General features: G+C 38.7%; 6 protein-coding genes and 1 rRNA gene. 6 read left to right on the forward strand and 1 reads right to left on the reverse strand.

All coding sequences use genetic code 11. The annotated features are described in order from the left end of the window. Nucleotides 1–21 precede the first annotated feature (21 nt). A complete protein-coding gene (locus tag B5488_RS14570) occupies nt 22–621 on the reverse strand; it encodes a ribonuclease HII (protein ID WP_079735934.1) in 600 nt (199 codons plus the stop codon). Nucleotides 622–890: 269 nt separating this feature from the next. Here B5488_RS14570 and B5488_RS14575 point away from each other — a divergent pair, with 269 nt between their 5' ends. From B5488_RS14575 to B5488_RS14600, 6 genes are all read left to right on the forward strand, one after another. Next, complete coding sequence (locus tag B5488_RS14575; protein ID WP_079735935.1) at nt 891–4019, forward strand: SusC/RagA family TonB-linked outer membrane protein; 3129 nt, start codon at nt 891–893, stop codon at nt 4017–4019. Nucleotides 4020–4031: 12 nt separating this feature from the next. After that, entirely contained in the window at nt 4032–5465 is a 1434-nt protein-coding gene (locus B5488_RS14580; RefSeq protein ID WP_079735936.1) for a RagB/SusD family nutrient uptake outer membrane protein, read from the forward strand. 220 nt (nt 5466–5685) lie between these two features. Beyond that, nucleotides 5686–8700 carry a SusC/RagA family TonB-linked outer membrane protein gene (locus B5488_RS14585; RefSeq protein WP_079735937.1) on the forward strand — a complete coding sequence of 1005 codons (3015 nt, stop codon included), beginning with the start codon at nt 5686–5688 and terminating at the stop codon, nt 8698–8700. A 13-nt stretch (nt 8701–8713) separates the two neighbouring features. Beyond that, nucleotides 8714–10138 carry a RagB/SusD family nutrient uptake outer membrane protein gene (locus tag B5488_RS14590; RefSeq protein ID WP_079735938.1) on the forward strand — a complete coding sequence of 475 codons (1425 nt, stop codon included), beginning with the start codon at nt 8714–8716 and terminating at the stop codon, nt 10136–10138. Nucleotides 10139–10947: 809 nt separating this feature from the next. After that, complete coding sequence (locus tag B5488_RS14595) at nt 10948–12855, forward strand: putative porin (RefSeq protein WP_079735939.1); 1908 nt, start codon at nt 10948–10950, stop codon at nt 12853–12855. A 727-nt stretch (nt 12856–13582) separates the two neighbouring features. Continuing rightward, a 16S ribosomal RNA gene (locus B5488_RS14600) occupies nt 13583–15108 on the forward strand. Nucleotides 15109–15213: the final 105 nt, after the last annotated feature.

Raw genomic sequence — 15213 nt, forward strand, 5'->3', positions numbered from 1 at the left:
AAATTTCGACAAATATAGAAGTTATAGTGCAAGTTTCAGTTGCTCTGGAAGTAGTTTAAAACTTTTTCTATGATAGGGAGTACTGCCAAACTCCATAATCGCCCGCCGATGCTCCTTAGTAGGATAGCCTTTATTTTGTTGCCAATTGTACATGGGAAATTCATGATGCACTTTCTGCATAAATTCATCCCTGGCAGTTTTTGCCAAAATAGAAGCCGCAGCAATACTTAAAAATTTCCCGTCGCCTTTTATAATACAGTCATAATTAATATTTCGATAAGGCTTAAACTTATTGCCATCTACTATAATATGCTCCGGTTCGCATTTTAGCTGATCAATAGCGCGGTGCATAGCCAAAATAGAAGCATTTAGGATATTAATTTTATCAATCTCCTCCATGTAAACATGGGCTATTCCATAAGTGATAGCCTCTTTAATAATAATTTCTTTTAGGCTATTACGATCGCTTAACTTAGTCTGTTTAGAGTCGTTTAATAACTTGTTTTCAAAGTTTTTCGGTAAAATAACAGCTGCTGCAGTTACGGGACCGGCGAGACAGCCACGCCCGGCTTCGTCGGTGCCGCATTCATTAATAGTAGTAGCAAAATAAGGGAGAAGCATATAAAGTAGCTTTGTGATTCAAAAGTATAAAAAATTAAGAAATTAATTTTATTAACATTCCTTCAATCTAAATATTCATATTGATTAAAATGATGCTTCAGATACTGATTTCATTGAAATTATCATAATATTTTAAGGTTTCAGAAAGTTCGAAGAATAATGTATAACGCTAATAATATCTTAAATAATGTGAAAAAAAATAAAATTAAGGTTTGTTTAATTAAGATAATATTAGGAATTTAGCCACAAGATAATTCAAACTAATAAATATGAAAAAAAGACTACACGTGATGCTAACGCTATTACTGGCGTTAGTTGTGCAGATTTCCTTTGCACAAGAAAGGACTATAACCGGAACGGTTATGGACGAACAGGGTTTGCCTATCCCGGGGGTGAACGTTTTAATTAAAGGGTCCACTACTGGAACCCAAACAGATTTTGATGGAAATTATGCTATCGATGCCTCTTTAGGAGATGTTTTGTCATTCTCTTTTATTGGTCTTGCTACTCAGGAAAGGGTAGTGAGTGATGAAGATGTAATTAATATCACTCTGGAAGGTGATGCCGCAGCATTGGAAGAAGTTGTAGTTACGGGTCTTGCCGGAGCTACAAGTCGTAAGAAGCTTTCTGTGACTGTAAATAAAGTAGATGCTGCAGATCTGGAAGTTATTCCTGCTACTTCTGCGGCGAGTGCCCTTCAGGGTAAAGTTGCCGGGGTTACGGTAACTAACTTCGGGCAGCCTGGAGATGGATCAACGATTCAACTTCGTGGAGCTACTAACCTTTTTGGAGGCCAGGAACCTTTGATTTTGGTAGATGGTATCCAGGTAGAAGGTGGTATCCAGGATATCAATACCGATGATATTGCTTCTTTTGAAATTGTGAAGGGTGCTTCTGCATCTGCTCTTTACGGGTCACGTGCCGGTAATGGAGTAATTGTAATTACTACTAAAAGAGGTAAATTTAGCCAGGATGGGCCTCAGGTTACAGTAAGAAATGATGTTGGTTTTTCTCAACTTGCTAATAAAATTGATATAAATAGATCTCATATCTATGAATTGGCAGACGATTTTGAAAGTGAAAACCGTTATACTCGATATGCTGGTGTTGACTACGCTGATGGGTATACTGGAGTAGGTAGGCTTGGAGTATCTGGTGCTAGAATTCCTTCGGAAGATCGCTATGCCGATAATCCTTTTGGGGCGTATTACGATAACCAGGATATCTTCTTTAATACAGGTTTGGATATTACTACTTATGCATCTGTGTCCAATGCTTCAGAATTTTCTAATCTATTCTTTTCTGCTGAAAGAACTCAAAATGAAGGTATTTTTGCAGAAACAGGGGGATATGAAAGGTACGGCGCACGTTTGAACGGAGATTTTAAAATAACCGAATGGTTAAAGCTTACTACTAATAATAACTACATTCGTTCAAATAACGAGACCCCAGGTGGGACACTTGATGGAGTTATTTTCGATCTTGCTCTTTCAGATCCAGATGTGGATCTTAGTGCGGCAAACCCAGATGGGCAGCCATATTACTATATTCCAAACCCATGGGCGGCTACTACTATTAACCCCATGTACAACCTTGCGACAGTTAGAGAAAATGCGGTAAGAAACCGATTTCTTGGTTCTTATAACTTGAATGTGAAATTTGCAGATCCTTTAAACCTTGATCTCGAATACGCCGTAGAGAGTACTACCTGGAACAATCAAACTCTTACTCCTTATACTGCATTCCAAACGGGAGGAAGTCTTGGAGGCGAAGATGTTGGGTTTAGTTATTCAAAAGGAGCTTTTTCTAAAGAAAATTCTTTCACTTTATCACAAAAAGCTCAGGCTACGCTTAATTACGTAGATTCTTTTGGAGATCTTAATATTGCTGGTAAATTAAGTTACCTAATGGAAGATAACCACTATGAATATTCTTTTGGTGAAGGGTATGACTTCACTTACCAGGGAGTGCAATCTCTGGATAACTTTCCTACAGATAGAACTAACATAGGTTCTTCTTTGCGGGATGAGAGAGCTCAAAACTTTTTTGCAATTGTAGGTTTTGATTTTAGAGATAGATACATCCTTGATGCTATGTATCGTGTAGATGGTTCCTCTTTATTTGGTGAGGATAATAGGTGGAACAATTACTACAGGGTTTCAGGAGCTTACCGAATTTCAGAAGATTTAGAAATTCCTGGAATTCAGGAAATGAAAATACATGCAGCCCTTGGTACTGCAGGACAACGTCCAGGTTTTAACTGGCAGTATGATTATACCGACTTGGAATCAGGTTTGGTTTCTACCGATCGTGTGCTGGCTAACCCTTCATTAAAGCCTTCTTTAACCACTGAAAGGGAAATAGGTTTAAATGTTAGTTTCCTTGATAGATTTACTTTTGAAGGAGTTTATGCAAATGCTGAAACTGAAGATCAGTTTATGTTTGTGGATATCTTTGCTCCAACAAATGAGGGAAGAAACAAGCAATGGCAAAATGTTGGTACCGTAGAATTTAATACCTTAGAGTTAATGCTTAATGCTGAAGTGATTAAGCAAGAAGATTGGGGTTGGGATCTTGGATTGCGCTTTAGCAGAACAAGAAACGAAGTGAAAAAACTTAATGTAGATCCTATTATTGTAGGGCCAGCCGGAACTAATACCCCGGGAAGAATTTTCCGAATTGAGGAAGGTGAAGAGTTTGGTGCTATGTACGGGAACTCTTTTGTAACTTCTCTTGACCAAATGCAACAACAATTACCGGAAGGTGGAAATATTAGCGATTATGTTGTTAACCGCGATGGTGTGGTTGTTTTAGCTGATGCTGTTGGAACAGTAGATGAAAGAGCAATTCGTCGTGTTGATGCAGATGGAAATGCCTTGTATGGCAAAATTGGTTCTCAAAATGCCGATTTTAATCTTGGCTTAACCTCTAATTTTAAGTATAAAGGTTTTAACTTCTATATGCTTTGGGATTGGAAAGAAGGTGGAGATATTTACAACCGCCAGGGCCAGTGGTTAACCAGGGATAACCGAAATGCAATAATGGACCAGGCAGGAGTGGCTGAAGGTGAAAAGAAAACCCAGGATTACTACCAAAGTCTATATGCTGCGAACGGAGATTTGGAGCATTGGGTAGAAGATGGATCTTTCGTAAAACTTAGAGAGGCCTCGATTTTCTATACTTTTGGAAGAGATCAGTTATCCGGTGTAGCTAATGGTTTCTTTAACACTCTTAGACTTGGTGTTACTGGAAGAAATTTACTGGTTTTCACTGATTATAGTGGATGGGATCCAGAGGTACAACGGTACGATTCACTTACCCAAAATTATTATGCGATAGATTATGGGGTTTATCCTGTTGCCAGATCTTATAATTTCTCGGTTCAACTTAAATTTTAAAAAAAAAGAAATATGAAAAATATAAAACTAACATTTTTGGCTGCTTTTGCCCTCATGTTCTACTCCTGTGATATGGAAACTGACCTGGAGGTAGCAAATGAAGAGGAGCCAACTAGCGAAGAGTTGGCTAACGAATCTACAGCCAACCAGCTTTTCCAAAGCTGGTATAACACCAAAAACAATTACGAAGGTCCCGGCTTGGTGACTAACGTGATGGCAGATCAAATTACAATGTCCTGGGGGAATATGGCCATGTGGGATATGTCTAGTGAGCCAAGGATAGAATGGAATAACTCTTCTTCCTATACTCATCGTGTTGCGACTGAAAGTTATTTTAACTCGTTGAATGCTATTCTTTCTGATGCAAATGCTCTTACAATTCAAATAGAAGAAGGATTAGAGTTTTCTGATAATGATAAAGTGGAATCATTAGCCCGTTTTGGTCAGGGAGCTGCTATTGGTAGTTTAGCTCTTATTTTTGATAGGGTTTATGCCTTTGATGAAACAGGAACTCTTAATAACGGTGAGCCATTTTCTTTTGATGAAGCAATTCCTTTAGCTTTGGATAAACTTGATCTTGCTATCGCGGCTGCTGATCGTGGAGATTTCACTCTTTCTGAGGGGCAGGTATATGGACAATCACTTACCAGCGATCAGTGGAGTCAATTTCTGAATACCCTGGCTGCAAGAATGTACGTGAATAGTGCGAGGAATGCTACTCAAAGAGCCGCCTTGGATTGGGATAGAATCCTTACTTACGCTGAAAACGGACTTACTTACGATTTCGCTGTAGGCCAGGATGGTTGGAACCAGTGGTGGCCAGATTTTATAGCATATTCTATTTATCCAGGATGGGGTAGAGTTGATATGAGAATTATTGGAATGATGGCCGATGACTATCCTAATTACTGGCCTGCTGGAGAAACCAGTCTACCTGAGGCTACCAGTCCTGATTCTCGATTTGATGAATACTTCGAGTACCTAGATTACCAGGATTTTTCTGAAGACAGAGGGACTTACCATTGGAGTACGTATAGACAGAAAAGATGGGATGATTGGTTAAGTTCAGGGTTCACTACAGATCTTTACGAAATGTTACAGGCAGAGAACGCTACTTATAAGGCAGAAGCTCACTTATGGTTAGGTGATGCTGCTGCTGCGGCAGCCGTTCTTAACGGGATGGACCGTGGTGGTTTACCTGATGTACCTGCTGAAGAAGACGCAGTTGCCGATGCTATTCATTATGAAAGAATGGTTGAATTAATGAATACCGGAATGGGTCTGGGTTATTACGAAATGAGAGGGAAAGACCTTTTGGAACCCGGTACTTTATTACATTTTCCAATTCCTGGAGCTGCTCTTGATGCAGCAGGAATCCCTTATTATACTTTTGGAGGATCTACGGGTACTCCGGGAGAAGATTATTCAACCGGTGGTTGGAGATAATTTCACATTTTTTTACAATGAAAAAGGTCGCCTCAATGGCGGCCTTTTTTTATTAGTAAATATGATCCTTATTTACTAATAAAATAATGGAACACTATTGCAATATTTGGAAAGTATGTGCTGGTTTTATGTTTTTTAACTACTGTTTATTAATATTTCATTTGGTTTATTAAGAATTTATTATGATTTTTGGCGCAGGCTAATTCAAATTTAAATAATAATGAAAAACAAATTACATGGAATTCTTACGCTATTTCTAGCGTTCGTAGTGCAATTTACTTTTGCACAGGAAAAGATGATATCGGGAACGGTATCCGATGAAGATGGTTTGCCCTTACCGGGGGTAAACATTGTGGTACAAGGAACGTCCGCTGGAACTCAATCTGATTTTGATGGGAATTACTCAATTTCTGTGAATCAAGGGGAGATTTTGGTTTTTAGCTTTGTGGGTTATGAAACTCAAGAGATAACAGTTGGCGCTCCCAGTGAAATAAATGTAACTCTTGGGACGGCTACAGGAGCCCTAGAGGAAGTTGTTATTGTAGGTTTTGGTGAAAGGGAGGAAGATAAATTGCTTCAGTCTGTTGCGGTAGTGGGAGAAGGAGAGATTGATGATATCCCCGCCCAGACTCCACAAGATTTACTACAAGGGCAAGCATCTGGTGTAAGTATTACCGGAGCATCTGGTGTTTTGGGGTCTAGATCCAGTATTCGAGTAAGGGGTGTAAACTCCTTAACCGGTGGTTCTCAACCCTTATTTGTTGTAGATGGAGTGCCTTTAGATGACAGTTCGCAATCATTTGAACTAGGTGGGGGGGCGTTAAACCCATTAGCTTCTATAAACCCGGAAAGTATTGCTTCACTTACTGTATTAAAGGATGCTGCGGCAACCGCTATTTATGGATCTCGTGGCTCTAACGGGGTAATCCTTATTACAACCAAAAAAGGGAAAAAAGGACAAGCCCCAGTGGTTCAGTTTGAAAGTTTTGTGCAGATTTCAGAAGCTACTGATCTTCCAGAAATTTTAAACACTTCAGAATACGGTCAATTTTATGCTGATGTTTTAAGGATTAGAAATGGTCTGGATACCCAAAATGCTCAAGATGTATTAGAAGTTGGTGGCGGGGATTATACTGGGTCAGGTTTTGATTGGCTTGGTGCGGCAACAAGAACAGGTTTCAATTCTACTCAAAATGTATCTGTAAGAGGTGGTGGAGAAAATTCTAATTATTACTTAGGGGTAAATCACACTGATGCAGAAGGTTTTATTTTTGGCAACGAACAAGAACTTACCAATGTAAGATTAAACGTAGGAACTGATATCAATGATAATTTTAGAGCTGGGGCTAATGTAAACCTTAGTTTTATTGAAAATGATCGGATCAGAGAGGAAAATGAGACTCGTTCTCCATTTACTTCTGCACAATTAATACGCCCAAATGCCTTACCTAGAGATGAAAATGGCAATTTTATTGCTTCTGGTCAAACCGGAGCAAACTTTATTGGCTTTGAAACATTAGGGACGAATTTAGCAGAAACTACCCGTATGTTAGGAAATATTTTTGGGGAAGTAGATTTTTTAAACGACCAATTTACCTGGAGAAATAGTCTAGGTTTAGATAAAAGATTTGTAGAGAACACACTTAGGGAGTCCGAAATATTTGTTCCTGGAGGTTCTGCAGATACTTTTATCGCACAGGTGGAGCGTGTTAACTTTAATTCTACCTTAAATTGGAATAATACTTTTGGTAAACATACCTTGGGAGCATTAGTTGGATATCAATACGAAAAAACTAATACTAGAGTAACGCAAGCTGGTACAACAAATTTCTTAACCGATGATCTGCCTAATGTAGGTTCTGGTTCTGAACCTTCAATTACGTCTACCACAACTAGCGAGAGTGCTTTATTGGGTTATTTTGCTCAGGCAAATTACGATTTTGATGGAAGGTACCTTTTAGAAGGTTCTGTACGTAGAGATGGGTCTTCAAGATTTGGAATCAATAATAGATTTGGTACTTTTTACGCCGTTGCGGCTGGATGGAACATCGCGAACGAGGCTTTTATGGAAGGAAGCTTTTTTAATAGGTTGAGAGTGCGTGGTAGTTATGGTACTACTGGTAATGATAGAATTGGTAACTTTACTTCCCAGGCAACATTCGGAAGTGCAGATTATAATGGTAATCCAGGTTTAACTAATACAGGAACAGCTTTGCCAAACTTACAATGGGAGGAAACTGCTACCTTAGATTTAGGTGTAAAAATTGGAGTTTTCAACGATAGACTACGTTTAAACGTTAACTATTATAAGAAAAGAACTGATAATTTATTGATTGGAGTACCGGTTCCTGGTGCTACTGGTGCTCAACTTGCGTCAGGTGCAATTGCAGTTACTAGAAACGCAGGTGAGTTAGAAAACAGCGGTTTTGAATTTGATTTAGGCGCTACTCCAATTCGTACCGATGATTTTAGTTGGGATATAAACTTCAATTTGGCTACCTTAAACAATGAGGTGATTTCATTGCCGGGAGCAGGGACAGATGTTCAGGGAAGACAATTTCTTCAGGGAACACCTGCGCAGAGAGCTATTGTTGGAGAGTCAGCAAATAGTTTTTATTTAATACGTTACCAAGGTGTGAATCCTGAAACTGGTGATGCTGAATGGTTAACAAGAGACGGTGAGCTTACTACCAATCCTACTCCAAATGATAGGGTTATTGTAGGTGATGCAAACCCCGATTTTTATGGTGGTTTTAGAAGTACCTGGACCTGGAAAAATTTTGATTTGAATACCTTATTTAATTTCTCTTATGGGAATGATATTTTGATTGATGGTGATAGGTTTGTTAGAAACGCTAATTTTGTAGGGTCTTTTAATTTAGATACAGATGTTCTAGATTATTATACACCAGATAATAGAGATGCTTTTGTTCCATCTCCTGCCAGTGCAACTTTTGGCACCTACCAAAGAGCTTCTACCTTGCAAATGTATGATGGTTCTTATTTAAGGCTAAAAAACATTACTTTAGGCTATAATGTTCCAATGACTTCTGGATTTATTTCCGGTGTACGTATTTATGGAACTGCTACCAACTTATTCACTATTAAAAGTGATAGGTTAGATGGGATAGATCCTGAGGTAACTGATAGTTTAGATCCACTTTCATTAGGAGAATCTTTTTTCGTAGCTCCACAATCAAAATCTTACATTGTTGGTGTTAAATTGAATTTTTAAAAAAAATATTAGTATGAAAAATATAAGAATATATAATATAATGCTGCTTATGGCGGTAGTTTTCTTCACCTCATGTGAAGATCAACTAGAAATTAGATCCGAGGATGATGTATCACCGGAGGTGGCTTTAGGTAACCCAACCACTATTGAAGGATTAATTTTAGGACTTTACAGTCAGGCTCAGTCGGTTGATGCTTTTAATGGGGGACCACAGACTTCTACCGAATTTCAGGCTGATAATTCTGTTTTCTTTGGTTCTTTTCCAACCCTGAGAGCAATCTATGATTATAATACTCAAGCGGATAACACTACAGTAAATGGTTATTGGTTCCAGAATATGGATGTGATTGAAGCATCTAATTTTGTAATTAACAATTTGCCTTCAGTAGAATTAGATGCTCTTTCTGAAAGCACTAAAAATCAATATCTGGGTGAAGCTAGGTTTGTTAGAGCTCTGTCTATGTTTAATATGTCAGAATACTTTGGGCAACCTTATCAGGTAGCTCAGGGAGCCAGTTTATCTATTCCAATTGTTTTAGATGATTTCCGGGGAGATAATGTAGAAGATTTTCAAGGGCCACGTAATACCTTAAACGAAGTATACGAGCAAATTGCCACTGATTTAGATTTTGCGATAAACAATTTACCGGAATCTTATGCTGCAAACGCAGATACTCGCGGTAGGGCTACTTCTGGGGCTGCAAAAGCTTTATTAGCTAGACTTGAGTTGTATAGAGAAAATAATACGGAAGCCGCTGAGCTTGCAACCGAAGTAATAAATTCTTCAGTATACTCTTTGGCACCTAATTATGACTTTTATAATGCTTTAACTTCTGAAGATGTTTTTACCATAATTAACACTGCAATTGATAATCAAGCTACTATTGGTTATTCAGATTTATTGAATCCAACACCCGAAGCGCGTGGTGATGCTCCTTTTAGTCCTAATTTGATTGCTGCTTATCTTGAGGAAGAAGGAGATTTACGATATAGTGAATTAACTCAGGTTGGTGCTGATGCTTTTGGTGATACTACTGCGGTATTCACTACTAAATTTGATGATGGGGCCACACTATCTGATAATGCTCCAATTATTCGTATCACAGAGCTTTATTTGATCCGTGCCGAGGCTAACTTCAAGGCAGACGCATCAATTGGTGCAACACCCTTGAGCGATATCAATATGTTGAGAAGCAGGGCTGGATTAGAGCCACTTGCAGCTGTGACTATAGAAGATATTGTTAGAGAAAGAAGAAAAGAGCTAGCATTCGAAGGCGGGCATAGAAGGTCCGATTTGTTAAGAAATGGAATGAGTTTGAGGAGACCAGGTCAACCTAACGAAGATGTGTCTAATTTAGGTGATCCACTTACTATTTTTCCAATACCGACTAGAGAAATTGATTTGAATCCTTCATTGGAACAAAATGATGATTATTAAGTTTTTATAATTATTCAATGATAAAAGGCTGTCTGAATGGACAGCCTTTTTATATTTAAATTGAGTTTAGGGCGGTGTTCTTTTGTCCGAATAAAAGTTAAAACTGTATTTGAAATCTATTTAGATAGCAAATGCTAAGTTTTTTGTCTCCTTGCTAGTATGTTTTGCTCCACGAATAACTGTGAGAATTATTAATAAGATTTTTAACCAAAAAAACCTCACGGATTAATAGCTAATTTAAAACAAATAAAATATTTCGATTTTATCTTGGTGGGATTAAAGCTAGCCCTCTCCGTAACAAGTTTGTTCAACAAAACATCAAAGAAAGCATTAGAAAAACAACTTTTAGAACTGTGGTTTTATATGTAAAAGTTTTGTATTCTTTAAATTCCTAAAGGTTGGTCTGTTAAACGGAATAATTACTAGTAGAATAATTCTATTCGATACTAAAAAAACCGTATAACTATTACTGCCTATTATAAAGCAACTAAAAAATGTTCGTTATTTAAGTGCTGAACAAGGGGTCTAAGCCATAAATTCACAGCTATCAGGCTAACAACTGCCAACAATGTATTTTAGTTTCTATAGATTTACCGGAAGAAGTTGGCAACACAATAATAACCTAATCTGTTTTAAAAGAAAATTTCAAAGCTTTGGTTAAATGAATCGAATATATGGTACTCAATTTTAAGGCATTCAGGGGGTATAAAGGCGTATAAGATTCATGTTCAATAAGTTCTTTTTGTTGAAGCCAATTGCCATTTAGTTAAGTTAATTATTATACTTTTGTGCTTCTGGAATTATTTAGAATGAAGAATATCCTTTTGGTTTGTATAGTCTTGTGTTCACTCCCTGGTTTTTCCCAATCCAGAGAAGTTGGTAGTCAGAAGCCGGATGCTTCCACTAAAGAAGACACCATTAAACCCCCAATCTCTGCTTACAAAATTATTTCGATAGCTAACGACACCACTTTTGTTGATACCACACTTACCATAGAAAAAGATTATAAATTCAATTACCGCCGAAAAGATAATTTTGAATTATTACCATTTTCCAATACCGGGCAAACCTACAATAGGTTAGGGGTAGATTTTGATGCTAAAAAATTATATCCTGAATTCGGGGCTCAGGCAAGGCATTATAATTTTCTTGAAGTAGAAGATATTTATTATTACCACGTCCCTACGCCGGTAACCGAGGCTTATTTTAAAACCGTACCCGAACAAGGTCAACAGTTAGATGTTTTATTTACTATAAACACTTCAGAAAGAGTAAATTTTTCAGTTGAATATAAAGGCGTGCGCGCATTGGGTAGATATCAAAATGCACTAACAAGTACAGGGATATTCAGGTTCGGTTTAACTTATAAAACACTGGATAGGAAATATCAGTTAAGAACGCATTTTGTCTCCCACGATTTAATGAACCAGGAAAACGGCGGACTTTCAGATTTAGCACTTCAGCAGTATATCGATAAAGAAGAAGAATTCGAAGATCGTTCCTTGCTGGCAATGAATTTTGAAAATGCCGAAAGCACCTTATACGGAAAACGTTTCTATCTAGATCATTTTTATCACGTGACCAGGCCAGATACTCTTTCGTCTAATGCGCTAAAAGCAGGGCACATTTTTAATCACGATTATAAGAAATTCGATTTTCTTCAAACCAATGCTGTAAACGATATTTTTGGCCCTTCTTTCCAGCGAAATAATTTACGAGACCGAGTGCGGCTAACAGAATTTTATAATGAGGCCTATGTGCAATGGTCTAATAAAACCCTGGGGGAAGTGAAAGCTAAAGCGGCAGTTAAGAATTTTGAATACGGGTACAAAACTTTCTATATACGGGAAAGCGATACTATTAATAATAAACTTACAGGATCAAATTATTCTGTGGGTGGGGAGTATAGAAAGAGTATTGGCGGATTTGATGTAGAGGCCGATGCCATGCTCAATCTTGCCGGTGATTTTACCGGTAGTTATTTTACAGCACATGCTGGTTATAGTTTAGATGAAGAGAATAGATTAGAGTTTGGGGTTAACCAAAACAGCCATATGCCTAATTATAATTTTCTGCTTTATCAAAGTACGTATATTAATTACAATTGGCAGAATGAATTTGATAATGTAAATACGCAAAGTATCTACGGAAAATTACGTTCCAAAAAATTGCTGAATGTTGAAGGTAGATTAACTCAAATTCAAAATTACACCTATTTTGCTGAAGGGGAAGATACCCTGGTGAAACCATTTCAGGCAGGAGACCAGGTGCGTTATTTAAAGTTAAAGGCAAGTAAAGATTTTGATTTTGGTCTTTTTGCGATAGATAATACGTTAATGTATCAAAATGTTCTTGATGGTGCCTCGGTTTTAAATCTTCCTGAATTTGTAACCCGGAATTCTATTTATTATAAAGATGAATGGTTTGATAAGGCGCTTTATCTCCAAACGGGATTTACCTTTAAATACTTTACTAATTATAATATGAATGCCTACGATCCGGTGTTAGCCGAATTCTACGTTCAGAATTCAGCTGAATTCGGGAATTATCCGGTAGTAGATTTCTTTTTTAATGCAAAAGTAGATCAAACCCGAATCTTTTTGAAACTTGAAAATGTGAATTCCTTGCTGGATGCAAACAATAACTTTGTAGCCCCGCGCTATGCTTATAGAGACTTTTTACTTCGATTTGGTCTTGTTTGGAACTTTTTTCTTTAAAAATTTCTTCGGAAGCAATTCTCTATTCAATGTTTTTTAACCAATTATTTGCCTAATTAGAGAGTGCAATGCATCTGAAGCATGATAATTATGAGAATAAAGTAGGTCTAACTGAAATTTTCTGAAAAATATCTAAAATTGAATAAAGGCTTGTGCATCTAAAAAACAGCAGTATATTTGCACCCGCTTTGCGACACAACGAGGGTTGCGGAGTAAAGTGGAAAGTTCATTACATATTGGGATACGGTATTTTTTTAAGGTTGAAAAAGCTTAAAAAAAATAAAAGTAAAAAAACTTATTTTTTACTTGCCAGAAACAAAAGAGGGTGTATATTTGCAGCCGCAAAAACAGCGAAGGATTTGTAAGGAATCCGAGCTATTTTTAAGTTCTTTTGAAGGTGTTGCTTTTTGAAAATAAAGTCAAAAATTTTTCTAAAAAATATTTGGTGTATAACTAAAAAGTAGTGTATATTTGCAGCCGCTTACAGACTGAGCGAGTTCCCAGAAATATTGAAAAGAAATCCCGGGTGGGTGCGTAAAGCGATAGGGTTCGAGTCCTTAGGTTTCGGCAAGAATATCCCGAATAAAATCGGGGAAGTTCATTGATTTATTGAATTGACAGCGCGTACATTTTTCGAGAGAAGAATGATACAAATAATTTAGAATTAAGACTAGAGAAGTCATCTTTGAGTACAGACGTTTGATTGTTGTAATTATATTAAGAAACAACGATGAAGAGTTTGATCCTGGCTCAGGATGAACGCTAGCGGCAGGCCTAACACATGCAAGTCGAGGGGTAACATTGGTGCTTGCACCAGATGACGACCGGCGCACGGGTGCGTAACGCGTATACAACCTACCTTTTAGCAGGGAATAGCCCAGGGAAACTTGGATTAATGCCCTATAGTATGGTGATCTCTCCTGAGATTATCATTAAACATTTATGGCTATTAGATGGGTATGCGTCCTATTAGTTAGTTGGTAAGGTAACGGCTTACCAAGGCAGCGATAGGTAGGGGTCCTGAGAGGGAGATCCCCCACACTGGTACTGAGACACGGACCAGACTCCTACGGGAGGCAGCAGTGAGGAATATTGGACAATGGGCGAGAGCCTGATCCAGCCATGCCGCGTGCAGGAAGACTGCCCTATGGGTTGTAAACTGCTTTTACAGAGGAAGAACCACTCCCACGTGTGGGAGTTTGACGGTACTCTGCGAATAAGGATCGGCTAACTCCGTGCCAGCAGCCGCGGTAATACGGAGGATCCAAGCGTTATCCGGAATCATTGGGTTTAAAGGGTCCGTAGGCGGGCAGTTAAGTCAGTGGTGAAAGTCTTCCGCTCAACGGGAGAACTGCCATTGATACTGATTGCCTTGAGTTATTATGAAGTGGTTAGAATGAGTAGTGTAGCGGTGAAATGCATAGATATTACTCAGAATACCGATTGCGAAGGCAGATCACTAATAATATACTGACGCTGATGGACGAAAGCGTAGGTAGCGAACAGGATTAGATACCCTGGTAGTCTACGCCGTAAACGATGGTTACTAGCTGTTCGGATCGATTAAGATCTGAGTGGTTAAGCGAAAGTGATAAGTAACCCACCTGGGGAGTACGTTCGCAAGAATGAAACTCAAAGGAATTGACGGGGGCCCGCACAAGCGGTGGAGCATGTGGTTTAATTCGATGATACGCGAGGAACCTTACCAGGGCTTAAATGTAGTCTGACAGGAGTGGAAACACTTTTTTCTTCGGACAGATTACAAGGTGCTGCATGGTTGTCGTCAGCTCGTGCCGTGAGGTGTCAGGTTAAGTCCTATAACGAGCGCAACCCCTGTGGTTAGTTGCCAGCGAGTAATGTCGGGAACTCTAGCCAGACTGCCGGTGCAAACCGTGAGGAAGGTGGGGATGACGTCAAATCATCACGGCCCTTACGTCCTGGGCCACACACGTGCTACAATGGTAGGGACAGAGAGCAGCCACTTCGCGAGAAGGAGCGAATCTACAAACCCTATCACAGTTCGGATCGCAGTCTGCAACTCGACTGCGTGAAGCTGGAATCGCTAGTAATCGCATATCAGCCATGATGCGGTGAATACGTTCCCGGGCCTTGTACACACCGCCCGTCAAGCCATGGAAGCTGGGGGTACCTGAAGTCGGTCACCGCAAGGAGCCGCCTAGGGTAAAACTGGTAACTGGGGCTAAGTCGTAACAAGGTAGCCGTACCGGAAGGTGCGGCTGGAACACCTCCTTTCTAGAGCAATGTTTAGCTGATTTATCAGTGATAACAACGCGCAAGAATCAAAGGGAAGTTCTTAAAGACCTTTTTTGGTCTTGATTCTAAGCTGTCGATTTAATA

Source organism: Salegentibacter salegens (genome assembly GCF_900142975.1).
GTDB lineage: Bacteria > Bacteroidota > Bacteroidia > Flavobacteriales > Flavobacteriaceae > Salegentibacter > Salegentibacter salegens.